The following is a 21,359-nucleotide window of genomic DNA, read 5'->3' on the forward strand; positions in this document are numbered from 1 at the left end:
GGGTGTGTTGAAGAAGTGCATGCAGTGTGGAAAATCCTGGCGTTCCCGTAAATGAAACTATTGCGACTTCAGAATTCCTTAAACTGGAACGCACCTCTTCTTTTGAGTTCTTTTCTGAAAGCACCCACCGTGGCCAACCGTCTCGAAGCCCTGCGCGTGTTCTGCACCGCTGCTGCCGCCGCCAACTTCCGCGAAGCCGCGGCGCGCCTGTCCGTCTCGCCGCAGGTCGTGACGCGCGCGGTGCGCGAGCTCGAAGAAGAACTGGGCGAGCCGCTGTTCCACCGCAGCACGCGCGGCGTGCAGCTCACCGATTTCGGCCGGCAACTCGCGGAGCGCGCACGCGTGGCGGTGAGCGGCGTCGACGAGCTGTTCCACCAGATCGACCGGCGCACGCTGTCCCGCCACGCGGGCACGGTGCGGGTCACGGCGCCGCACATGTATGCGCGGCTCATTCCGCAGGCGCTCGCTCCGCTGCTGGCAGCGCACCCGGGGCTGGTGCTCGACCTGCGCCTGTCCGAGCAGCACGCCGATGTGGTCGACGAACAGATCGACATCGGTATCCGCGTGGGGCCGATGCGCGACGCGCGCTTTGTTGCGCGCACCGTCGGGAAGATGCCGCTGCATGTGGTCGCGGCGCCGGCGCTCATCGAAAGGGTCGGCACGCCGGCGAGCCTCGATGCGCTTTCGGCGCTGCCGCTCACGGCGCTGATCGACCTGAGCTCGGGCCGTCCCTGGCCGTGGGCGTTCAGCAAGCGGCGAGTCGTCACTGTGACGTCACCGGCTTTCGTGACTGACGACATCGATGCCGAATGCGCCGCCGTGCTGGCCGGCGTAGGCTTCGGCCAGCTCATCGCGCCGCTGGCCGAGCCCTGGCTGCAAACGGGCGCGCTGGTGGCCGTGCTGGAGGCCGAGGCACCGGAGCCATGGCCGATCAACGTCTACCGCCCGCAGCGCGCACCGGTGCCGGCGCGCGTGCGGCTGGTGTACGACGAGCTGATCCGGGTACTGCGCTGAACGCGTGACGGCGCCCAAACAAAAAAAAACGCGACGAGCTCTCGCCCGTCGCGCCGTTTTGTGGGCCTGCTTATTTAAAGCTTGAAAGGCACCACTTCCTGGCGCTGCTCGCCCAGCCCTTCGATGCCCAGCGTCATCACGTCGCCCTTCTTCAGGTAGAGCGGCGGCTTCATGCCCAAGCCCACGCCGGGCGGGGTGCCAGTGGTGATCACGTCGCCCGGCAAGAGCGTCATGAACTGGCTCAGGTAGCTCACGATCTTGGCGATGCTGAAGATCATGGTCTTGGTGCTGCCGGTCTGCATGCGTTTGCCGTTGAGGTCGAGCCACATCGACAGCTTTTGCGGGTTGGGCACTTCGTCGCGCGTCACGAGCCACGGGCCGAGGGGGCCGAAGGTGTCGCAACCCTTGCCCTTGTCCCAGGTGCCGCCGCGCTCGATCTGGAACTCGCGCTCGCTCACGTCGTTGATGGTGCAGTAGCCGGCCACGAAGTTGAGCGCGTCTTTTTGCGAGACATAGCGCGCGCGCGTGCCGATGACCACGCCAAGCTCGACTTCCCAGTCGCTCTTGACCGAGTTCTTCGGCAGCATGACCGGATCGTTCGGGCCCTGGATGCAGCTGGTCGCCTTCATGAAGACCACCGGTTCCGCGGGGATCGGCAGGCCCGATTCGGCCGCATGGTCGGCGTAGTTCAGGCCGATGGCGATGAACTTGCCGACGTTGGCCACCGGGCTGCCGAAGCGCGGCTTGCCCTTGACCAGCGGCAGCTTGTCGACCTTCTGCTTCTGCAGCTTGGCAATGGCGGCGTCGCCGAGTTGTTCGGGTCCGATGTCCTTGACCAGCGCGCTCAGGTCGCGCAGGCGGCCTTCGTCGTCGATGAGGCCGGGCTTTTCCTTGCCGGGGTTGCCATAGCGAACGAGTTTCATGTTGTCCTTTCTTGTGAGACTGATTGATTGACTAGCTAGTAAGTGGAGCGGCCGCCGGAGAGGTCGAACACGGCGCCGGTGGAAAACGAGCAATCTTCGGTGCAGAGCCAGCCCACCATCGCGGCCACCTCCTCGACCGTGCCGAAGCGGCCCATGGGAATTTTCGAGCGCATGAACGCGATGTGTTCGGGTGTCATCTGGTCGAAGATGGCTGTCTTGACTGCCGCGGGCGTTACGCAGTTGACGCGAATGCCGGTGTCGGCCAGTTCCTTGCCCAGCGACTTGGTGAGCGCAATCACGGCGGCCTTGCTCGCACTGTAGGCGCTGGCGTTGGGATTGCCCTCCTTGCCCGCGACCGAGGCGATGTTGACGATGCGGCCGTAGCCCTGCTTGCGCATCTCCGCGACCACTTCGCGGCAGCAGAAAAAGACGCCGTTGATGTTGACATCCATCACCTGCTGCCAGGCGTCCGCCGGGTAGTCCCAGAGCTTGGTGTTGGGCCCGGTAATGCCGGCGCTGTTGACCAGCGCGTCGATGCGCGGCGAATGCGCCAGCGTGGCCGCAACGGCCGCGGCCACGGACGGCTGCTGCGCCACGTCGACCTTTACCGCGAAGGCCTTGCCGCCCAGCGCCGCCGCGGCCTTGACGGCCGCGGCCTCGTCGCGGTCCCACAGCGTGACGCTGCCGCCCGATGCGATCAGCCGTTCGGCGATGCCGTAGCCCAGCCCCGTTGCGCCGCCGGTCACCACCGCATGGCGGCCGGCGAAGTCGAGCTGGTTCATATGGTGAGGCCGCCGTCCACCGTGAAGGCCTGGCCGGTTGCGAACACCGATTCGTCGCTGGACAGGAACACCACCACGGGCGCGATTTCCTCGGCTTGCGCGAGCCGCCCCATGGGCTGGCGCGCGATGAAGGCCTTGCGCGCCGCATCGGGGTCCTCGTTGGCGTTGATGCGCTCGCCGAGCGACGGCGTGTCGACCGTGCCTGGGCACACGGCATTGCAGCGAATACCGCGGGCCACGAAATCGGCCGCCACGCTCTTGGTGAGACCGAGCACCGCCGCCTTGGTGGTGCCATAGACGAAACGGTTGGGCAGGCCCTTCATGCTCGAGCAGACGCTCGCCATGTTGATGATGCTGCCGCGTCCCGCGGCCAGCATGCCGGGCAGCGCGGCCTGGATGGTCCAGAACTGCGCGCGCACGTTGAGCGCGAAGGCGAATTCGAGGTCCTTGTCGGTGGCATCGAGCGCGGTGCCGTTGTGCACCACGCCGGCGCAGTTGAACAGCACGTCGAGCGCGGGAAGACTCTTGAAGAAGGCACCGATCGCGTCCTTGTCCAGCACGTCGAGCCTGGCCGTGCGCACGTTGGCGACGCCCGCGTAGCGCTCGAGCAGCTTCTCGTTCACATCGGTCGCCCAGACCTGCGCGCCTTCGGCCGCCATGGCGAGCACGCTCGCGTGGCCGATGCCTTGTCCGGCCGCCGTCACGAGTACGGTCTTGCCCTTGAGTCTCATGCAATGTCTCCTTGAAGATGAATGGGAAACCGGCCGTTCAGGGTTTGGCCCGATGGCAATGGCGCGGTACGGATCGTATTCTGAATTGGCCTTACCACTTGTCCAATTCAGGACAACCCTTAACTGCCACCCCGTGCCGCTACAGACCGTCGAACCCCAGCGCTTGTACCGCCAGATTGCCGACCAGCTTCGCGGGCTGATCAGCCAGGGCGAATTCGCGGTCGGCGCGCGGTTGCCGGCCGAGCGCGATCTGGCCAAGCAGCTTGGCGTGAGCCGCCCCTCGGTGCGCGAAGCGCTGATTGCGCTCGAGGTCGAAGGCTGGGTCGAGGTCAGAACGGGCTCGGGCGTGTATGTGCTCGACCGCTCGCATCGGGCAAGCAAGCCGGTGGCGCCCACGGAATGGGGACCGCTGGAGCTGATTCGCGCACGCCGCGTGGTCGAGGGCGAAACCGCCGCCATCGCGGCCGCAGTGGGCAAGCGCAAGGACATCGACGCCCTGACCCGCGCCATCGAGATGATGCGCGAGCTCGCCGACCGCGAGGTCATGCCGCTCGAGGGCGACCGTGCGTTCCACGTGGCCATCGCCACGGCCGGCGGCAACGCCGTGCTGGTGGAAACGGTGCAGAGCTTCTGGGACTCCCGCAACGGGCCGATCTTCACGCGCCTCGGCGGCTATTTCGAAACGGTGCCGTCCTGGCGCTCGGCCATCGCCGAGCACGAGGCCATCCGCGATGCAGTGGCCGCGCGCGACGCCGAAGCCGCGCGCAACGCCATGCATGCCCACATGGACAACTCGCACCAGCGATTCAGCGCGAGCTGGCGCCGCGCAAAAGCCTCCTGAACGGCCCGCATCTTCTTCACATCACTACAACGGAGACAAACCGATGAACAGCAAACGCCAGACCCTCAAAGCCATCGCAGCCTGCGCCTTGGCAGCCACCGCACTGGGTGCCTCCGGCATCGCCGGCGCGCAAACCAAGCTCAAGTGGGCGCATGTGTACGAAACCTCCGAGCCGTTCCACAAATACTCGGTGTGGGCCGCGGAAGAAATCAAGAAGCGCACCAACGGCAAGTACGACATCCAGGTGTTTCCGGCCTCCAGCCTCGGCAAGGAAGCGGACATCAACCAGGGCCTGACGCTCGGCACGGTCGACATCGTTTTGACGGGCGCCAGCTTCGCGGGCAACACCTACAAGCCGCTGGCGGTCACTTACTTTCCGTTCATCTTCCGCGATGCCGAGCATCTTCTGAAGTACGCCAAGAGCGATGTGTTCCAGGAGCTTGCCAAGGGCTACGACGAGAAGAGCGGCAACCACATCACGGCGCTCAACTACTACGGCGCGCGCCACGTCACGTCGAGCGCCGCCAGGCCTGTGAACAAGCCCGAAGACATGAAGGGCCTGAAGATCCGCGTGCCCGACGCACCGGCGTACCTGGCCTTCCCCAAGGCCCTGGGCGCCAACGCCACGCCGATCGCCTTCGCCGAGGTCTACCTTGCGCTGCAGAACAACACGGTCGATGCGCAGGAAAACCCGCTGCCGACCATCGAAGCCAAGAAGTTCTTCGAGGTGCAGAAGAACATCTCGCTCACGGGCCACATCGTCGACTCGCTGCTGACGGTGACCTCGGGCCAGCTGTGGGGCAAGCTCTCGGCCGACGAAAAGAAGATCTTCACCGAGGTGATGCAGGAAGCCGCCGAAAAGACCGGCCGCGACATCATCGCCTCGGAAGTTCGCCTGACCGAAGAGTTCAAGAAGAAGGGCAACAACGTGATCACGGTGGACAAGGCCGCGTTCCGCGAAGCGGTGCTGAAGAACACCAAGCCGACCGACCACGGCTATCGCCAGCAGGACTACGACCGGATCACGGCAATCAAGTAAGCACTCTCTTTCTCCCTCTCCCTCCGGGAGAGGGTTGGGGTGAGGGCAAGCGGCGGCGAATTTGGCGCATGGCCGGATCGAGCGCCCTGCGCCCTCACCCTGGCCCTCTCCCCGAGGTAGAGGGGACAACACCATGAACGACGAAAAGATCATTGACGACGAAGGCCACTTCCACGCGGAAGACGAGGCCGTCGACCTTTCCTCCACCATTGCCGAAGGCTGGATATCGCTCGCGATCTTCTGGATGCTCGCGCTCACGGTGTTCTACCAGTTCGTCACGCGCTACGTGATGAACGACTCGGCCGCATGGACCGAGGAGGTGGCGCGCTACATGCTGATTGCCGTGGTCTTCATCGGCGCGGCCGTCGGCGTGGCGAAGAACAACCAGATCCAGGTCGACTTTTTCTATCGCCACATGCCGGCGGCCATGGGCCGCTGGATCTCGCGCGCGGTCGACGTGCTGCGCACCGCCTTCTTTGCCGCGGCCGTGGTCATGACCGTGCAGATGATGCTGAAGATCGGGAACACCACGCGCATGACCATCGTCGATGCGCCCATGAACATCGTCTACGGGCTGTGCCTGTTCGGCTTCATCGCAATGACCTGGCGCTCGATCCAGGTGGCGCGCATTCACTGGAAGCGCGGCTACAGCGTGCTCGAACGTCCCGAATCCACGCTGGCTGACCGCTGAGGCACCCGACGAGAACAACTGCATGCTGAAAATATTCTTCCTCGTTTTCATGGCCGGCGGCATTCCGGTGGCCGTGGCCATGGCCGGCGCCTCGCTGGCCTACATCCTCGTGAGCGGCAGCCTGCCGCCTTTCGTCGTCATCCACCGGATGGTGAGCGGAATCGACAGCTTCCCGCTGCTGGCGGTGCCTTTCTTCATCCTCGCCGGCAACCTGATGAACAACGCGGGCATCACCACCCGCATCTACAACTTCGCGCTGGCGCTGGTCGGCTGGCTCAAGGGCGGCCTGGGCCATGTGAACGTGCTCGGCTCGGTGATCTTCGCCGGCATGAGTGGCACGGCCATTGCCGATGCCGCGGGCCTCGGCACGATCGAGATCAAGGCGATGAAGGAGCATGGCTACTCGACCGAGTTCGCGGTCGGCGTGACTGCCGCCTCGGCCACGCTGGGGCCGATCATTCCGCCGAGCCTGCCATTCGTGATCTACGGGATGATGGCCAACGTGTCGGTGGGCGCGCTGTTCCTTGCGGGCATCTTGCCCGGCGCACTGCTGGCCATTCTGATGATGCTGACGGTGGCCTACTTCGCGCACCGCAACGGCTGGGGCGGCGATGTCAAGTTTTCCAGCACGCGTTTCTTCAAGGCCATGTGCGAACTGGCCGTGGTGATTGCCTGGCCGCTCCTGATGTGGCTGCTGGTTTCGAAGCTGGGCACGCCGCCGCAGCTCACGGTGTTTGCGGGGCTGGCATCGCTGTTCGTGCTCGACAGGATCTTCAAGTTCGAGGCGCTGCTGCCCATCATGACGCCGGTGCTGCTGATCGGCGGCATGAGCACGGGCCTGTTCACGCCCACCGAAGGCGCGATTGCCGCCTGCGTGTGGGCGATGATCCTGGGCTTCGGCTGGTACAAGACGCTGTCGTGGAAGATGTTCGTCAAGGTCTGCCTCGACACCATCGAGACCACCTCCACGGTGCTGTTCATCGTGGCGGCCGCGTCGATCTTCGGCTGGATGCTCACCGCCACGGGCGTGACCACCGACATCGCGAGCTGGGTGCTGGGCTTCACCAAGGAAGCCTGGGTGTTCCTGCTGCTGGCCAACCTGCTGATGCTGTTCGTGGGCTGCTTCCTGGAGCCCACGGCCGCGATCACCATCCTGGTTCCGATCCTGCTGCCGATTGCCACGCAGTTGGGCGTGGACCCGATCCACTTCGGCCTGGTGATGGTGCTGAACCTGATGATCGGCCTGCTGCATCCGCCGATGGGCATGGTGCTGTTCGTGCTGGCGCGCGTGGCGGGCCTGAGCTTCGAGCGCACGACGATGGCGATCCTTCCGTGGCTGATTCCGCTGCTGCTGGCATTGGTCGTGATTACCTATGTGCCGTCATTGGTACTGTGGCTGCCCAAAATGTTCTTCTAACCCCACAACACGAGTTCCACGATGAATCCCTTCATTCGACTGCATCCGGCCGACGATGTCGTGATCGCGCGCAGCCAGCTGGTCGGCGGCGCCAAGGTCGAAGACTTCGCGGTGCGCGGCCTGATTCCCGCCGGGCACAAGGTAGCGACGCACGCCATTGCCGCCGGCGAGCCGGTGCGCCGCTACAACCAGATCATCGGCTTCGCGAGCAAGCCCATTGCGGCCGGCGAGCATGTGCACACGCACAACCTCGACATGGGCCCCGACAAGGGCGACTTCGACCGCGACTACGCCTTCGGCGCCGACGTGAAGCCGGCGCCCGCGAAGCGCGAAGCCACGTTCATGGGCATCAAGCGAGCGGACGGCCGCGTGGCCACACGCAACTACATCGGCGTGCTCACGAGCGTGAATTGCTCGGCCACCGCGGCACGCGCGATTGCGGATCATTTCTCGCGCAAGACCAATCCGGCTGCACTGGCCGACTACCCGAACGTCGACGGGATCGTGGCGCTCACCCACGGCACGGGCTGCGGCATGGACACGCAGGGCATGGGCATGCAGATCCTGGAGCGCACGCTCACGGGCTACGCCACGCACCCGAACTTCGCGGGCGTGCTGGTGGTGGGCCTGGGCTGCGAGGCGAACCAGATCAACGCCTGGCTCGCGACCGGCCATCTGGCCGAAGGCGAGAACTTCCGCACCTTCAACATCCAGGACACCGGTGGCACGCGCAAGACGGTCGAGAAAGGCATTGCGCTGATCAACGAGATGCTGCCGCGCGCCAATGCGGTGAAGCGCGAGCCGTGCAGCGCGGCGCACATCACGATCGGGCTGCAGTGCGGCGGCTCGGATGGTTACTCGGGCATCAGCGCCAACCCGGCGCTCGGTGCCGCGGTCGACCTGCTGGTGGCGCACGGCGGCACGGCCATCCTCAGCGAGACGCCCGAGGTCTATGGCGCCGAGCATCTGCTCACGCGCCGGGCCGTGAAGCGCGAGGTCGGCCAGAAGCTGGTGGACCGCATCAAGTGGTGGGAGCACTACACCGAAATCAACGAAGGCGAGATGAACAACAACCCCTCGCCGGGCAACAAGGCAGGCGGCCTCACGACGATCCTCGAGAAGTCGCTCGGCGCGGTCGCCAAGGGCGGCACCAGCAACCTCGAGGCGGTGTACGAGTATGCGGAGCCGGTGACGGCGCATGGCTTCGTCTACATGGACACACCGGGCTACGACCCCGTGAGCGCCACCGGGCAGGTGGCCGGCGGTGCGAACATCATCTGCTTCACCACCGGGCGCGGTTCGGCTTATGGCTGCGCGCCCTCGCCGTCACTCAAGCTCGCGACCAACTCGGCGCTGTGGCAGCGGCAGGAAGAGGACATGGACATCAACTGCGGCGAGATCGTGGATGGCACGTCGTCGATCCAGGAAATGGGCCAGCGCATCTTCGAGCTGGTGCTCGCCACAGCCTCCGGTGAATCGTCGAAGAGCGAAAAACATGGCTACGGCCAGAACGAATTCGTGCCATGGCAAGTCGGCGCGGTGATGTAAGGAACCTATGCCCCAAACTCTTTCCGCCCCAGTCCTGCGAGCGCAATGCGCGCGCATCCTCGAAGCCGCCGGCAGCACGCCGGCCGAAGCCGCGCAGGTGGCCGCCAACCTGGTGCTGGCCAACCTGAGCGGCCATGATTCGCATGGCGTGGGCATGCTGCCGCGCTATGTGGACGCGGTGGCCGAAGGCGGGCTCGTGCCCAACGCATCGGTCAAGGTCAACGTCGATATCGGCACTCTGCTCGCGCTCGACGGCCAGCATGGCTACGGGCAGATCGTCGGGGTGCAGGCGATGGAACTCGGCATCGAGCGCGCGAAGCGGCACGGCAGCTGCATCTTCACGCTGTCGAATGCGCATCACCTGGGCCGCATCGGGCACTTCGCCGAAATGGCGACGGCCGAGGGCCTGGTCTCGATGCACTTCGTCAACGTGCTGTCGCGGCCCGTGGTGGCTCCCTGGGGCGGCGGCGACGGGCGCTTCGGCACCAACCCGTGCTGCATCGGCATTCCACTGGCGGGGGCCGAGCCCTTCCTGCTCGACTTCGCGACCAGCCGCGTGGCGCAGGGCAAGATGCGCGTCGCCCATAACAAGGGCGAACAGGTGCCCGACGGCTACCTGATCGACGAACACGGCGCGCCGACCAACGACCCCGGCGTGGTGGTGGTGCCGCAGGCCAACGGCCTGTTCGGCGCGCTCATGACCTTCGGCGAGCACAAGGGCTATGGCATGGCGATGGCTTGCGAGCTGCTCGGCGGCGCGCTCACCGGTGGCGGTACGTGGCACCGGCCGGCCGATACCGCGCGCACGGTGCTCAACGGCATGCTGACCATCCTGATCGATCCCGCCAAGCTGGGAACCCAGGCCAGCTTTGCGCAGGAAGCGACGGCTTTCGTCGAGTGGCTGCGCCAGAGCCCGCCGGGTGCGGGGTTCGACCAGGTGCAGATCGCGGGCGAACCGGAGCGCGCCGCACGCGTGGCGCGCGAGCGCGACGGCATCTGGCTGGACGATGCGACGTGGGGGGAAATCGTCGCAGCTGGCACCAAGGTGGGCGCGGCCGCCGCGTAGGAGGTCCTAGCGGCGCGCACTGCGAGACTTCTGGCTCAGCACGATTGCGATGCCGCCCAGAATGGCCACCGACGCGGTTGCCAGCCGCGGCGTGATCGCTTCCGCCAGCAGTAGCACGCCGCCGAAGGCCGCCAGGAGGGGCACCGACAGCTGTACGGTGGCCGCCTGCATCGCCGAAAGGCGTGCCAGCGCCGCATACCAGACGACATAGCCGAGGCCCGAGGTCAATGCGCCGGAAGCCACGGCAAGCAGGGCACCGGTCGCATCCGCATGGGCGCGGACCACGAAGGCCAGGCTCAGCGCCAGCGCCAGCGGCACGGCGCGCATGAAGTTGCGGCCGGTAGCGGCCAGCGGGTCGGGCACGCCGCGGCCGCGCAGCGAGTACACGCCCCACGCCACGCCGGCGACGGCCATCAGCACGGCGCCGAGAAGCGGCGGCGCCGCGACGCCCGGCAACACCAGGTAGACAAGCCCGCCGGCCGCCAGCACGAAACCGAGCCATGCAACCGGCCCGAAGCGCTCGCCGGAGCCCAACCCCGCGCCAAGCATCGTGAGCTGAACCGCACCGAACAGGATCAGCGCGCCGGTTCCCGCGGAGAGGCTGAGGTAAGCAAAGGAAAAGAACGCGACATAGGCAAACAGCGTGGCGGCGGCGAGCCAATCGGCACGGCCGGCCGAAGAAGGCCGCGCCCTGAACCGCACGACGAGCGCGAGCGTGAGCGCGCCGGAAACCAGCCGGATGCTGCCGAAGCTGGCCGGATCGATTCCACGTTGCTGCAGCGCAAGCCTGCACAGCAGCGAATTGGCCGCGAACGCGACCATGGCTACTGCGGTGAGCGTGACGGTCTGCAGGGTGGAGGGGCCGCCGTGTGCTTCAGAAGACATGCGTCGCCACCATGAAGACCGCCCAGCCCAGCAATGCGAAGCCGAGCGGCGCGCTCAGGTGATGGCCCCACGGCATGTTCTTTTCGAGCGCCATGACAGCGGCCAGCAAAAGCATCCAGCCGAGGCTACCGGTGCCGACCGCGAACATCAGCAGCATCAGCGCCCAGCAGCAGCCGACGCAGAACAGGCCATGGTGCGCGCCCAGCGCGAACGCATGGCGGGCCTGCGCGTGGCCGCGCCAGTGCTCGATGACGAAGCTCAATGGCGTGCGGCACTTCTCGAGGCACCGGTGCTTGAGGCGGCTGAACTGGAAGGCTCCGGCCAGTGCAATGGTCGCGGCGCCGATCACCCAGCCGTGCCACGCCAGCGTGGGCGCGCTCGCGAGCAGGGCCAACACCACCCTGTGGAGCCCGTGCGCCAGCAGCCCGAAGGCGCCCCACGCAGCCATGTAGCCGAGCCCGAGCATCACGAGCAGGCGTGCGTGGTCCGCTCTTCCCTCAGTCAAGCGATCGAAGGCGTTGAACAGCGGCAGCGTGGTCGGCAGCATCATGGCGGCCGTCATGAGGATCCACGCCGCGGCGTAGAGCACGGCGGGCACGACCACGCCGCCGGCGGGAACCACCTGGCACAGGAACGCGGCCGGCCCGGAGACGGTCCAGTCGCCATGTTCGAGATAGCGTCCGTAAGGGCTGCGCGCCCAGGCCCACAACACCGCCCATGCGAGCGTGACCAGCGCGGCCAGAACCGGCAGGAACACGCGGCGATGGCGCACGGCGTTGCGGGCCGGCAAGCCGGCCGCGGGGTTCATGAGTCGAAGACGAAGGTGCTCTGCAGGGCGTTGTGGTTCTTGATGTCGAGATCGATGCCCAGCGCGTGGTTCTTCGACCGGTAGGTGGGTGCCTTGCCGACGAACACCGGTGCGCCCGGCACGGTGGAGAACACGGTGTCGGACAGCGTGGTCTGCCCGCCCGTGGCGCCCCGGTAGGGCTCGAGTTCAGCGTAGTAGTCGGTGCCGATCTCCAGCTCGCCCTTGCCTTCGTTCACGGTGAAGCGAATCGGCGCCCGCTCGACCGACACGACCTCGCCGATGAGCTTGGCGAGATCGGCGATGGGTCCGCCGGCCTGCCCGGTATAGACCTTGAGCAGCGCTTCTTCCTGCTCCTTGGAGGCGTTGTCGTCGACGAAGATCGCCGCCGTCCAATGGCCTTCGAGGATGTTTCCGGGCACGTGCGCCACGGCCGCAATGGTGTTGCCACCCACGTCGAGGCCGTCGATGGTTCCCTTGTCGATGCGCCAGGCGACGATGGTGTCGCAGGTGCCGTTGTCCGGGTTCTCGCCGATCCAGCAGGGACACAGGACATTGCAGTTGCAAACTTCGAGCAGGCGACCTTCCAGGTGATAGCTCATACGAACCTCCGTTCAGAAGCCACACAAACACGGACTTGTCGCCGCGACTCAGCGGCAAGGGGGGCGCTGATCCTACGCTTCGCAATGAAGCAAGTCGAGCACGGCGCACGCCCCGCGCCGTACCCTGGGTACCCTCCTGCCGCCGCGGATCAGCTGCGGCTCGCGTCGTGCGCCGGCTTGCCGACCTGCACGCTCACTTCCTCGCCCTTGATCTTCGCCTGCACGGCCTTGACGGCCTTTTCAAGCCGCGCGCCGTAATCGGCGTCGGCCTGGCGGAAGTAGCCGATCGAGCGGTCGATGATGTCCTGCCGCGTCACGGCGCCCAGGCCGCCCGCGATGCTGTTCACCAGCCGCTCTTTGGCTGCTTCGTCCATCAGGCGATAGAGATCGCCGGCCTGGACGAAGTCGTTGTCCTCGGGGTGCTTCTGCCATTGGTGGCTGCCGGTCCAGCCGTGGATTTCGAGCGGCGCGTACACCGGCTCGTTGCTTTGCTTGGGCGCGTCGCTGAAGCTGTTGGGTTCGTAGTTCGGACCGCGGCCGCCGTTGCCGTCGCCGCGCATCGCGCCGTCGCGGCCATAGTTCTGGGCCGTGGTGGCGTGCGGGCGGTTCACCGGCAGCTGCGTGTGGTTGATGCCCAGGCGGTAGCGCTGCGTGTCGCCGTAGCTGAACAGGCGGCCCTGCAGCATCTTGTCGGGCGAGGGGCCGATGCCTGGCACGAAGTTGGCCGGGTTGAACGCCGCCTGCTCAATCTCGGCAAAGTAGTTGTCGGGGTTGCGGTTGAGCGTGAGGACGCCGATGTCGGTCTTCGGATAGTCCTTGTGCGACCAGACCTTGGTCAGATCGAACGGGTTGAAGCGGTAGGTCTGCGCATCGGCCACCGGCATGATCTGCACCTGCACCTTCCAGCTCGGGAACTCGCCGCGCTCGATGGAATGCAGCAGGTCGAGGTGATGGTGGTTCGGGTTTTCGCCGCCCACGCGCTGCGCTTCTTCGGCGACGAAGGTCTCGATGCCCTGGTGGGTCTTGAAGTGGTACTTGACCCAGAACGCTTCGCCCCTGGCATTCACCCACTGGAAGGTATGGGAGCCGAAGCCGTCCATGTGGCGGTAACTCTTCGGAATGCCGCGGTCACCGAAGAGCCAGGTGAACTGGTGCGTGGCTTCGGGCGAGTGCGAGAAGAAGTCCCAGGCGTTGTTGGGCTCCTGCACGTGGCTGTACGGGTCGCGCTTTTGCGAGTGGATGAAGTCGGGGAACTTGAGCGGATCGCGGATGAAGAAGACCGGCGTGTTGTTGCCCACGAGGTCGTAGTTGCCTTCTTCGGTGTAGAACTTGAGCGCAAAGCCGCGCGGGTCGCGCACGGTGTCGGCCGAGCCGAGCTCGAGCGCCACGGTCGAGAAGCGGGCCAGCACCTCGGTCTTCTTGCCGACCTGCCCGAGGAACTTGGCCTTGGTCCATTTCGACACGTCGGCCGTGAGCTCGAAGGTGCCGAAGGCGCCCGATCCGCGCGCATGCACCACGCGCTCCGGAATGCGCTCGCGGTCGAAGCGCGCGAGCTTTTCGATCAGGTTGTGGTCCTGCATCAGCACGGGGCCGTTGACGCCGGCCGTCTGCGACTGCTGGTTGTTTTCGACGGGCGCGCCGTTTTCGGTGGTGAGCTTGCGGGGGGCGGTCATGGATGGGCTTTCCTCGTGGTTGTGAAGCCCATGTATTTTGTCAATGAATATGACGGCGTCACGTCATATTCAGCTATCACCCCGATAGGAGGCGATTTCGCGCGAGCGGCAGAGAGAGCGCTGTCGCTAGACGATCAGCGCGATCGTGGCTTCGAGATGTTCCGACGGCGCGCGGCGGAAGCCCGAGCGCGTGAAGCGCTGCAGCTGCCCGACCACGAAGGCCGTGAGCGCAGCAGCGCGCACTTGCGCATCCACCGTGGGAGTGGCCGAGCCGTCGGCAGCCGCGGTGCCGCGCAACACCTGGCGCAGCGTGGCTTCGATCTTGTCGAAGAACTGGTTCATGCGCTGCTGGAGCCGCTCGTTCTCGAACACCAGCGCGTCGCCCACCATGACGCGCGTCATGCCCGGGTTGCGCTCGGCGAACTGCACCAGCAGCGTGAGGATTCTTGCGGCCTGCTGGGGGCCCGTTGCACCCTCGCGCTCGAGAATCTGGTTCACCAGCGTGAAGACGCTCTGCTCGATAAAGTCGATGAGGCCTTCGAACATCTGGGCCTTGCTCGCGAAGTGGCGATAGAGCGCGGCCTCGCTGACGTCGAGCCGCGCGGCCAATGCCGCGGTGGTCACCCGTTCGGCGCCCGGCTGTTCCAGCATGGCGGCCAGCGCCTGCAGAATCTGCACGCGCCTCTCCCCAGGCTTGGGGCGTTTGCGCACCGGGGCGGCGGCGGCCAGCGTCTCCGCATGGGTCTCTACGCCGGGATAGCTTGTCTCTTCGTTCTGCATGGGAGCGCGTGCAAAGATGTAATCAATTGATTCTCGCACAGGGCCGCGCAGTGAGCGCGCGCGAACGAGGGCAGGAAAGCTCGTACAGAATCAACTTCTCCGACAAAGTGAAGAGTTTTTCATGGCCAAAAGCGTTCTGGTAACCGGCGGGGCTGGTTTCATCGGCAGCCACACCTGCGTGGCGCTGGCGGCCGCCGGCTATGTGCCGGTGATTCTGGACAACCTTGGCAACAGCGATGTCCGCGTGCTGGAGCGCTTGCGCCAGATCACGGGCAGCGCACCGCGGCTGATCGAAGGCGACGTGCGCGACAGGGCCCTGCTCGACCGTGTGCTGGGCACCGAGCGCTTCTCGGCCGTGATCCACTTCGCGGGCCTCAAGGCCGTCGGCGATTCAGTCGCCGACCCGCTCGCCTACTACGACAACAACGTGCACGGCAGCTTCGTGCTCGCTTCGGCGATGCAGCAGGCGGGCATCAGGACATTGATCTTTTCGTCTTCGGCCACGGTGTACGGCGAACCGGACCACTCACCTATTCCGGAAAACGCACCTTGCCGGCCGGCCAGCCCGTATGGGCGCTCGAAGCACATGGTGGAAGAAGCACTCACCGATCTGCACCGCGCCGAGCCGGGCTGGCGCATTGCGCTGCTGCGGTACTTCAACCCGGTGGGCGCCCACGAAAGCGGGCTCATCGGCGAACACCCGCAAGGCAAGCCGAACAACCTGATGCCCTTCGTGTGCCAGGTGGCCGTGGGGCAGCGGGACAAGCTGGTCATCCACGGCGACGACTATCCGACGCCCGACGGCACCGGCGTGCGCGACTACGTGCATGTGATGGACCTGGCCGAAGGCCACGTCGCGGCGCTGCGGCACGCGGAAAGCCAGCCGGGCCTCGTCACGCTGAACCTCGGCACAGGCCGCGGCGCTTCCGTGCTGGAAGTCGTGCACGCGTTCGAGCGCGCGACCGGACGGTCTTTGCCTTGCGAGGTCGGTCCGCGCCGGCCGGGCGATGTGCCTGCGTACTGGGGTGATCCTTCGCTGGCACAGGCGACCTTGGGGTGGCGCGCGCACCGAGGGCTTGACCAGATGTGTGCGGACAGCTGGCGCTGGCAGCAAGGCAATCCGAACGGGTACGAGGGCTAAGGCCTCGGCCCTTCGTTCGCGCCCTTCGCTCACGGCATGCTGAAGATGGAGAGCGAAGTCTCAGCGCGCCCGAATCATCGTGCCATAGGCCTGATCGGTCAGGATTTCCAGCAGCATGGCGTGCGGCACGCGGCCGTCGATGATGTGCACCGCGTTCACGCCGCTCTTGGCCGCGTCGAGTGCGCCTTCGATCTTGGGCAGCATGCCGCCCGAGATGGTGCCGTCGGCAAACAGGTCGTCGATTTCGCGCGCACTCAGGTTGGTGAGCAGCTTGCCGTCCTTGTCGAGCACGCCGGGCGTGTTGGTCAGGAGCATGAGCTTCTCGGCCTTGAGCACGATGGCGAGCTTGCCGGCTACGACGTCGGCATTGATGTTGTAGCTCTCGTTCTCTTCGCCGAAGCCGATGGGGCTGACGACGGGAATGAAGGCATCGTCCTGCAGCGCCTTGACCACGCTGGGGTCGATGGCGACGATGTCGCCGACCTGGCCCACGTCGTGGTGCAGGTTCGGGTCGGTGCGGTCCGCCATCTTGAGCTTCTGCGCCCGGATCATGCCGCCGTCGCGCCCGGTCAGGCCCACGGCCTTGCCACCGGCCTGGTTGATGAGGCCCACGATGTCCTGCTGCACCTCGCCGGCCAGCACCCATTCGACCACCTCCATGGTCTCGGCGTCGGTCACGCGCATGCCCTGGATGAAGCTGCCCTTCTTGCCCAGGCGGTTGAGCGCCGCCTCGATCTGCGGGCCGCCGCCGTGCACCACCACCGGGTTCATGCCGACCAGCTTGAGCAGCACCACGTCTTCCGCGAAGTCCGCCTGCAGGGCGGGGTCGGTCATGGCGTTGCCGCCGTACTTGATGACGATGGTCTTGCCGTGGAACTTGCGGATGTACGGCAGCGCCTGGGCCAGTATCTCGGCCTTGTCGCGCGGGGGAATGTTGAGGACGGGATCGGTCATGGGCGGGCGGGCTCCAAAACGGGGAGGACGATGGAAAGAAATTCTCGCGACGGGGATGCCGTCACGGGCGCAGCCAGCGCGGCACCTTGAACCGTACGATCATCAGGTACGCGCCGACGTAGGTCGTGACGAACAGCAGGCAGAACAGCATCAGCACGACGGTGTTGTTCCAGAACAGCACGGCCGGCACCACCGACAGCGCCGCAAACATCCACAGGTAGGGAGAGGTCCTGTTGTTGCGGGCGAGCAATTGCCGGGCCTCGTCGTCCGCGAACGCCACGCGCACGATGCGGCGGAAAATGAGCTGATGGAAGTGCAGCGCATCGGCCGTGCCGGGCGACTGCCCGCGCGCGAGTTTGCGGTAGATGGAGAACAGCGTCTCCCAGACCGGGTAGATCAGCAGCAGCATCGGGAACCACGGCGAAACGACGCGGTGCCGCTGCACCAGCGTGACGCAGGCCACGGCGATCACCATGCCCCACACGTAGGCCCCGCCGTCGCCGGCGAAGATCTTGCCGCGCGGGTAGTTCCAGATCAGGAAGCCAATGGTCGCGCCGACCAGGCACACCATCATGGCGGCAAGCTGGCGATCGCCCACCTGCAGGGCCACGTGCGAAATGGCAAGGCAGACCAGCACAGCCACCGTGCCCGCGAGCCCGTTGTAGCCGTCGATGATGTTGAAGGCATGCGGCAGGCCACCTATGGCCAGCGCCGCGAAGAGCACGGCGCCATACGGCACCAGCGCGAGCCAGCCATCGATGGTTTCGACACCGGTGCGCGACAGGCTGAGCCCCAGCATCCAGCACGCCAGCAAGGCAGAACCGATGGTGAGCCCCAGCCGGTAGCGCACCCTGACGTTCTGCGTCACGTCTTCGACGATGCCGGCGAGCACGGCCGGCGCAATGCACAGCAGCGTGAGCATCGAGGTCTTGGCCGGCCACGACACATTGAATGGATCGGTTCCGGTGATGCCGGCCGCCAGCCAGGCCACCCCCATGCCGAACATGATGCCCGCACCGCCGAGCCGCGGCACGTGGCCCTTGTGGAACCGCTGGGGCATGTCCGTGCCATAGAGCCGCGCATGCCTGCGCGCGCGCCGCATGAACAGCTGGACCGCGAACGCGGAGGCAAAAAAACTGATGACGATCAGAGCAATCATGTGTGGGTGTTGGGGAACTCTAGAATTCCCGAGCGAAATTAGACCATGCCAGCGCCCTCCCCCTCCTTTCCCCTCATCACCGTTTCGATCGTCAGCCACGGTCAGCTTGCGCTGATACGGCCGCTGCTCGAGCAACTGGACCGCTTCAGCGGGGCATCGACCGCCAAGGTCGTGCTCACGCTGAACATCCCCGAACCCGACGTGCTGGCCGGCCTGGCGTGGCGTTTTCCGATCGAGCGGATCGAGAACGCCAGCCGCAAGGGTTTCGGTGCCAACCACAACCAGGCGTTCCAACGCTGCGAGACGCCGTGGTTCCTGGTGCTCAACCCGGACATCCGCTTCGACGGCGACGTGCTGGCGCCGCTGGTGGCGCAGGCCGCTCCCGACGCCGGCCTGCTGACGCCGCGCATCCTCGAGCCGGGCAAGAACACGCCCGAGCAGCACCGCGAGGTGATCACACCGCTCGAAATCGTGACCCGCCGCAGGCCCGGCTACGTGCGCCCGACGGTACCGGCCTGGATTCCGGGGCTGTTCATGCTGTTTCGCAGCGACGCCTACCGCCAGATCGGCGGCTTCGACGAGCGCTTCTTCATGTACGGCGAAGATTTCGACATCTGCGCCCGGACCCGGCTCGCGGGCTGGAAGCTGCAAGTGGGGGAAGACCTGCTCGCGCGCCACGAGGCGCAGCGCGCGAGCCGCAGCAGCAAGAAGCACCTTTACTGGCACGTGACCAGCTTGCTGAAGGTGTGGACTTCGGCTGCGTTCTGGCGCTACAGGCGGCTCAAGACAAGCACCCGCTAAGCCAAGCCCCTCCGCCCTAGGCGCGGGCTAGGAGTCTGGGCGGCAGAGTCCGCGGTCATGTCGACGTGAAGGGTAGATGACTCGTTGATCGGAGATGGCTGCGACCTACCTCCCTTACGAGCCCGGGCAGATGCTGCTGCTGCCCGAGGCGATCCAGGACTGGCTGCCCGAGGGGCACCTGGCGCACTTCATCAGCGACACCGTGGACACGCTGGATCTGAGCGCCTTCCATGCGCGCTACGACAAGGACGGCCCGCGCAACCAGCCGTTCCACCCGGCCATGATGGTCAAGGTGCTGGTCTACGGCTACGCCAGTGGCGTGTTCAGCTCGCGCAAGATCGCCAGGAAGCTGCATGAGGACGTGGCCTTCCGCGTGCTGGCGGCGGGCAACTTCCCGGCGCACCGCACGATTCGGGACTTCCGCGCCATCCACCTGCAGGAGCTCTCGGAGCTGTTCGTGCAGGTCGTGCGCCTGGCGCGCGAGATGGGACTGGTCAAGCTGGGCACGATCGCTGTGGACGGGACCAAGATCAAGGCCAACGCGAGCCGCCACAAGGCGATGAGCTACGGCTACATGGCCAAGGCCGAATCCGAACTCAAGGCTCAGATCGACGCGCTGCTCAAGCGAGCCCGGCAGGCCGACGAGAGCGAGAAGGACGAGCCGGAGTTGGACATCCCGGCGGAGATCGAGCGTCGCGAGGCGCGGCTGGCGGCCATCGCCCAGGCGCGCCAGCGGCTGGAACAACGCCAGCGCGAAGTCGAACTCGAGCGCGGTCGCGACCCCGACGACAAGCCCCGAGGCGGGCGCTACAAGCGCGAGTTCGGCGTGCCCGAGGACCGTGCACAAGACAACTTCACCGACCCCGACAGCCGCATCATGAAGCGCGCCGGCGGCGGCTTCGACGCCAGCTACAACGCGCAGACGGCGGTGGATGACAAGGCGCACATCATCGTGGCGGCGGAGTTGACCAACTGCGGCAGCGATGCGGGCGAGTTGCCGGTGATGTTGCGTGCCGTGCAGGCCAACCTGGGCCAACTCCCCGGGCAGGTGCTGGCGGACACTGGCTACAAGTCTGAGGCCGTGTTCGAGGCCTTGGCCGCAAGCGGCTGCGATCTGGTGGTGGCACTGGGGCGAGAGGGCAAGCGCGTGCTGGCCTTTGATCCAGAGCGATCACCGCGTACGGCACAAATGGCAGCGAAGCTGCAAACCGCAGCGGGGCGGGCCGCCTACCGCAGACGCAAATGGCTTGCCGAGCCGCCCAACGGCTGGATCAAGAGCGTTCTGGGGTTCCGCCAGTTCAGCCTCCGAGGCCTGCACCGGGTGAAGGCCGAGTGGAAGCTCGTGTGCCTGGCGCTGAACCTCAGGCGGATGGCGGCAATGCAGTCTGCATAGGGGGAGTGCGGGGCGCAAACCGCCCTTCAAGCGGCCATCGCCCGCCAGCCGCTGCGATAACGAGCCGAGACAGACGGGCGATGGCTCGGAACCCGGCAAAGCCAGATTCAAAACCGTCTGCCGCCCAGACTCCTAGCCGCGCTCGAGCAGATCCTGCGCCACCGCGTGCCAGCCGCGCCCGAAGCGGTCATAGCGGCCACGGGCGGCCTCGAACATCACGGGAACAAGACGCGCAAGCCTGGAAGACGGCAATTCAGCCCTGAAGCGCTGGTGCGCTACCTTGTTACGCTGGGCCTCGATGTACTTCGGTGGCACGTTCGCGCCAAGGGAGGTCAATCGGTTCAGAAGCGCCTCCGCCCTGCGCAGCCGCGCCCGGTGCTTGTCGCCGCGCTCTACAAAGGCCTTGCCAATTTTTTCGGAGAGCGTCGGCCTTCGAGCGCCGATCTGGTTGCTTGCATGCTGCCGGTAATCGATGAGCGGCTCCGCCAGCACGTCGACACGGCCCGTGGCTGCCGCCATGGCGCCAAGCCATTCGTCATGCACCCAGCCCTCCGGAAACGGCAACGCGGATGCGAGCAGCTCCTTGCGGAACATCGTGGTGGCCCCGGTCACCAGATTGCGCCGCAGCAGCACATCGAACGCATTTCCGTTCGCAATGGCCGCCAGCTCGGCGGGGCGCACTTCCAGCGCATGAAAGAGCGAAGTGCCGAGCGGCGCGAGTTCGGAGCCGACCAGGCGGGCGTCGGTGTGCAGCAGCAGCAACTCGGGTTCCGCTTCGAAGCGGGCCGCCATCCGGGCCAGCCGGCCCGCGTGCCACACGTCGTCCTGGTCACTGAGCGCGATGAGCTCATGGCCGCACGCCCGCACCGCCTGCTCGAAATTGCGGGTCACGCCCAATGCCGGCGAATTCTGAAGAACGACGAGGTCGATGCTTTCAGCAACGCCGCAGGCTGCCAGGGTGCTGCGCACGGTGCCAATGGTCTCGTCCGTCGAGCCATCGTCGGAAAGCACAATCTGGCGCGGAAGCCTGTCCTGCATGCAGATGCTGCGCACCTGCTCGGCCACGAAGCGTGCGCCGTTGCGCGTGCAAAGCGCGACCGAAATACCCAGCATC

21 protein-coding genes are annotated in these 21,359 nt (G+C 66.1%); 10 read left to right on the forward strand and 11 right to left on the reverse strand.

Annotated elements, in window-relative coordinates:
• Positions 1 to 129: 129 nt before the first annotated feature.
• Positions 130 to 1,014, forward strand: a complete 885-nt coding sequence (locus QFZ42_RS21310; protein ID WP_307702876.1) for a LysR family transcriptional regulator — start codon at positions 130 to 132, stop codon at positions 1,012 to 1,014.
• Between the two features lie 74 nt (positions 1,015 to 1,088).
• Here the strand turns inward: QFZ42_RS21310 and QFZ42_RS21315 are convergent, their stop codons facing one another.
• Genes QFZ42_RS21315 through QFZ42_RS21325 form a run of 3 tightly spaced genes read right to left on the reverse strand, consistent with a single transcriptional unit; the run spans position 1,089 to position 3,450 of the window.
• Positions 1,089 to 1,937: a fumarylacetoacetate hydrolase family protein gene (locus QFZ42_RS21315; protein WP_307702877.1), complete on the reverse strand. Its 849-nt coding sequence runs from the start codon at positions 1,935 to 1,937 to the stop codon at positions 1,089 to 1,091.
• A 35-nt stretch (positions 1,938 to 1,972) separates the two neighbouring features.
• Positions 1,973 to 2,719 (reverse strand): SDR family NAD(P)-dependent oxidoreductase, encoded by a 747-nt coding sequence (locus QFZ42_RS21320; RefSeq protein WP_307702878.1) that lies wholly within the window; start codon positions 2,717 to 2,719, stop codon positions 1,973 to 1,975.
• Positions 2,716 to 3,450 carry an SDR family oxidoreductase gene (locus QFZ42_RS21325; protein WP_307702879.1) on the reverse strand — a complete coding sequence of 245 codons (735 nt, stop codon included), beginning with the start codon at positions 3,448 to 3,450 and terminating at the stop codon, positions 2,716 to 2,718. The genes QFZ42_RS21320 and QFZ42_RS21325 overlap by 4 nt, the downstream gene beginning before the upstream one ends.
• 133 nt (positions 3,451 to 3,583) lie before the next feature.
• Here QFZ42_RS21325 and QFZ42_RS21330 point away from each other — a divergent pair, with 133 nt between their 5' ends.
• The 6 genes from QFZ42_RS21330 (at position 3,584) to QFZ42_RS21355 (ending at position 10,052) form a co-directional block, all read left to right on the forward strand.
• On the forward strand, positions 3,584 to 4,291 hold the full coding sequence (locus QFZ42_RS21330) for a FadR/GntR family transcriptional regulator (protein WP_307702880.1): 708 nt from the start codon (positions 3,584 to 3,586) through the stop codon (positions 4,289 to 4,291).
• Between the two features lie 43 nt (positions 4,292 to 4,334).
• Positions 4,335 to 5,330, forward strand: a complete 996-nt coding sequence (locus QFZ42_RS21335; RefSeq protein WP_307702881.1) for a sialic acid TRAP transporter substrate-binding protein SiaP — start codon at positions 4,335 to 4,337, stop codon at positions 5,328 to 5,330.
• 133 nt (positions 5,331 to 5,463) lie between these two features.
• Positions 5,464 to 6,021, forward strand: a complete 558-nt coding sequence (locus tag QFZ42_RS21340; protein ID WP_307702882.1) for a TRAP transporter small permease — start codon at positions 5,464 to 5,466, stop codon at positions 6,019 to 6,021.
• A gap of 22 nt (positions 6,022 to 6,043) precedes the next feature.
• Positions 6,044 to 7,438, forward strand: coding sequence for a TRAP transporter large permease (locus QFZ42_RS21345; RefSeq protein WP_307702883.1), 1,395 nt, complete (start codon positions 6,044 to 6,046; stop codon positions 7,436 to 7,438).
• A gap of 21 nt (positions 7,439 to 7,459) precedes the next feature.
• On the forward strand, positions 7,460 to 8,986 hold the full coding sequence (locus QFZ42_RS21350; protein WP_307702884.1) for a UxaA family hydrolase: 1,527 nt from the start codon (positions 7,460 to 7,462) through the stop codon (positions 8,984 to 8,986).
• A 7-nt stretch (positions 8,987 to 8,993) separates the two neighbouring features.
• Entirely contained in the window at positions 8,994 to 10,052 is a 1,059-nt protein-coding gene (locus tag QFZ42_RS21355; protein ID WP_307702885.1) for a malate/lactate/ureidoglycolate dehydrogenase, read from the forward strand.
• Between the two features lie 6 nt (positions 10,053 to 10,058).
• Here the strand turns inward: QFZ42_RS21355 and QFZ42_RS21360 are convergent, their stop codons facing one another.
• The 5 genes from QFZ42_RS21360 to slmA all read right to left on the reverse strand — a co-directional run bounded on the left by QFZ42_RS21360 (position 10,059) and on the right by slmA (position 14,797).
• Positions 10,059 to 10,937: a DMT family transporter gene (locus QFZ42_RS21360; protein WP_307702886.1), complete on the reverse strand. Its 879-nt coding sequence runs from the start codon at positions 10,935 to 10,937 to the stop codon at positions 10,059 to 10,061.
• Positions 10,927 to 11,745 (reverse strand): DUF2182 domain-containing protein, encoded by an 819-nt coding sequence (locus tag QFZ42_RS21365; protein ID WP_307702887.1) that lies wholly within the window; start codon positions 11,743 to 11,745, stop codon positions 10,927 to 10,929. Before QFZ42_RS21365 ends, QFZ42_RS21360 begins: the two co-directional genes overlap by 11 nt.
• Positions 11,742 to 12,344: a DUF1326 domain-containing protein gene (locus QFZ42_RS21370; RefSeq protein ID WP_307702888.1), complete on the reverse strand. Its 603-nt coding sequence runs from the start codon at positions 12,342 to 12,344 to the stop codon at positions 11,742 to 11,744. Before QFZ42_RS21370 ends, QFZ42_RS21365 begins: the two co-directional genes overlap by 4 nt.
• Before the next feature lie 149 nt (positions 12,345 to 12,493).
• Entirely contained in the window at positions 12,494 to 14,017 is a 1,524-nt protein-coding gene (locus QFZ42_RS21375) for a catalase (RefSeq protein WP_307702889.1), read from the reverse strand.
• A gap of 126 nt (positions 14,018 to 14,143) precedes the next feature.
• Complete coding sequence (gene slmA, locus QFZ42_RS21380) at positions 14,144 to 14,797, reverse strand: nucleoid occlusion factor SlmA (RefSeq protein WP_307702890.1); 654 nt, start codon at positions 14,795 to 14,797, stop codon at positions 14,144 to 14,146.
• Between the two features lie 121 nt (positions 14,798 to 14,918).
• Between slmA and galE the strand changes: the two genes are divergently transcribed.
• Positions 14,919 to 15,938, forward strand: a complete 1,020-nt coding sequence (gene galE / locus QFZ42_RS21385) for a UDP-glucose 4-epimerase GalE (protein WP_307702891.1) — start codon at positions 14,919 to 14,921, stop codon at positions 15,936 to 15,938.
• Between the two features lie 60 nt (positions 15,939 to 15,998).
• Here the strand turns inward: galE and argB are convergent, their stop codons facing one another.
• Positions 15,999 to 16,892 (reverse strand): acetylglutamate kinase, encoded by an 894-nt coding sequence (gene argB, locus QFZ42_RS21390; protein WP_307702892.1) that lies wholly within the window; start codon positions 16,890 to 16,892, stop codon positions 15,999 to 16,001.
• A 61-nt stretch (positions 16,893 to 16,953) separates the two neighbouring features.
• Positions 16,954 to 18,051: a glycosyltransferase family 4 protein gene (locus tag QFZ42_RS21395; RefSeq protein WP_307702893.1), complete on the reverse strand. Its 1,098-nt coding sequence runs from the start codon at positions 18,049 to 18,051 to the stop codon at positions 16,954 to 16,956.
• 45 nt (positions 18,052 to 18,096) lie between these two features.
• Between QFZ42_RS21395 and QFZ42_RS21400 the strand changes: the two genes are divergently transcribed.
• Positions 18,097 to 18,852 (forward strand): glycosyltransferase family 2 protein, encoded by a 756-nt coding sequence (locus tag QFZ42_RS21400; protein WP_307702894.1) that lies wholly within the window; start codon positions 18,097 to 18,099, stop codon positions 18,850 to 18,852.
• 94 nt (positions 18,853 to 18,946) lie between these two features.
• Positions 18,947 to 20,245 carry an IS1182 family transposase gene (locus QFZ42_RS21405; protein ID WP_307702895.1) on the forward strand — a complete coding sequence of 433 codons (1,299 nt, stop codon included), beginning with the start codon at positions 18,947 to 18,949 and terminating at the stop codon, positions 20,243 to 20,245.
• A gap of 132 nt (positions 20,246 to 20,377) precedes the next feature.
• Here QFZ42_RS21405 and QFZ42_RS21410 read toward each other — a convergent pair whose 3' ends face one another.
• A complete protein-coding gene (locus QFZ42_RS21410) occupies positions 20,378 to 21,358 on the reverse strand; it encodes a glycosyltransferase family 2 protein (protein ID WP_307702896.1) in 981 nt (326 codons plus the stop codon).
• Between the last annotated feature and the right edge of the window lies 1 nt (position 21,359).

Source organism: Variovorax paradoxus (genome assembly GCF_030815855.1).
Classification (GTDB): Bacteria; Pseudomonadota; Gammaproteobacteria; order Burkholderiales; family Burkholderiaceae_C; genus Variovorax; species Variovorax paradoxus_M.

Excerpts from the sequence above, each read along its gene's own strand:
- QFZ42_RS21315 (WP_307702877.1), bottom strand. The coding sequence starts at position 1,937 with ATGAAACTCGTTCGCTATGGCAACCCCGGCAAGGAAAAGCCCGGCCTC.
- QFZ42_RS21320 (WP_307702878.1), bottom strand. The coding sequence starts at position 2,719 with ATGAACCAGCTCGACTTCGCCGGCCGCCATGCGGTGGTGACCGGCGGC.
- QFZ42_RS21325 (WP_307702879.1), bottom strand. The coding sequence starts at position 3,450 with ATGAGACTCAAGGGCAAGACCGTACTCGTGACGGCGGCCGGACAAGGC.
- QFZ42_RS21335 (WP_307702881.1), top strand. The coding sequence starts at position 4,335 with ATGAACAGCAAACGCCAGACCCTCAAAGCCATCGCAGCCTGCGCCTTG.
- QFZ42_RS21340 (WP_307702882.1), top strand. The coding sequence starts at position 5,464 with ATGAACGACGAAAAGATCATTGACGACGAAGGCCACTTCCACGCGGAA.
- QFZ42_RS21345 (WP_307702883.1), top strand. The coding sequence starts at position 6,044 with ATGCTGAAAATATTCTTCCTCGTTTTCATGGCCGGCGGCATTCCGGTG.
- QFZ42_RS21350 (WP_307702884.1), top strand. The coding sequence starts at position 7,460 with ATGAATCCCTTCATTCGACTGCATCCGGCCGACGATGTCGTGATCGCG.
- QFZ42_RS21355 (WP_307702885.1), top strand. The coding sequence starts at position 8,994 with ATGCCCCAAACTCTTTCCGCCCCAGTCCTGCGAGCGCAATGCGCGCGC.
- QFZ42_RS21360 (WP_307702886.1), bottom strand. The coding sequence starts at position 10,937 with ATGTCTTCTGAAGCACACGGCGGCCCCTCCACCCTGCAGACCGTCACG.
- QFZ42_RS21365 (WP_307702887.1), bottom strand. The coding sequence starts at position 11,745 with ATGAACCCCGCGGCCGGCTTGCCGGCCCGCAACGCCGTGCGCCATCGC.
- QFZ42_RS21370 (WP_307702888.1), bottom strand. The coding sequence starts at position 12,344 with ATGAGCTATCACCTGGAAGGTCGCCTGCTCGAAGTTTGCAACTGCAAT.
- QFZ42_RS21375 (WP_307702889.1), bottom strand. The coding sequence starts at position 14,017 with ATGACCGCCCCCCGCAAGCTCACCACCGAAAACGGCGCGCCCGTCGAA.
- slmA (WP_307702890.1), bottom strand. The coding sequence starts at position 14,797 with ATGCAGAACGAAGAGACAAGCTATCCCGGCGTAGAGACCCATGCGGAG.
- galE (WP_307702891.1), top strand. The coding sequence starts at position 14,919 with ATGGCCAAAAGCGTTCTGGTAACCGGCGGGGCTGGTTTCATCGGCAGC.
- argB (WP_307702892.1), bottom strand. The coding sequence starts at position 16,892 with ATGACCGATCCCGTCCTCAACATTCCCCCGCGCGACAAGGCCGAGATA.
- QFZ42_RS21395 (WP_307702893.1), bottom strand. The coding sequence starts at position 18,051 with ATGATTGCTCTGATCGTCATCAGTTTTTTTGCCTCCGCGTTCGCGGTC.
- QFZ42_RS21400 (WP_307702894.1), top strand. The coding sequence starts at position 18,097 with ATGCCAGCGCCCTCCCCCTCCTTTCCCCTCATCACCGTTTCGATCGTC.
- QFZ42_RS21405 (WP_307702895.1), top strand. The coding sequence starts at position 18,947 with ATGGCTGCGACCTACCTCCCTTACGAGCCCGGGCAGATGCTGCTGCTG.
- QFZ42_RS21410 (WP_307702896.1), bottom strand. The coding sequence starts at position 21,358 with ATGCTGGGTATTTCGGTCGCGCTTTGCACGCGCAACGGCGCACGCTTC.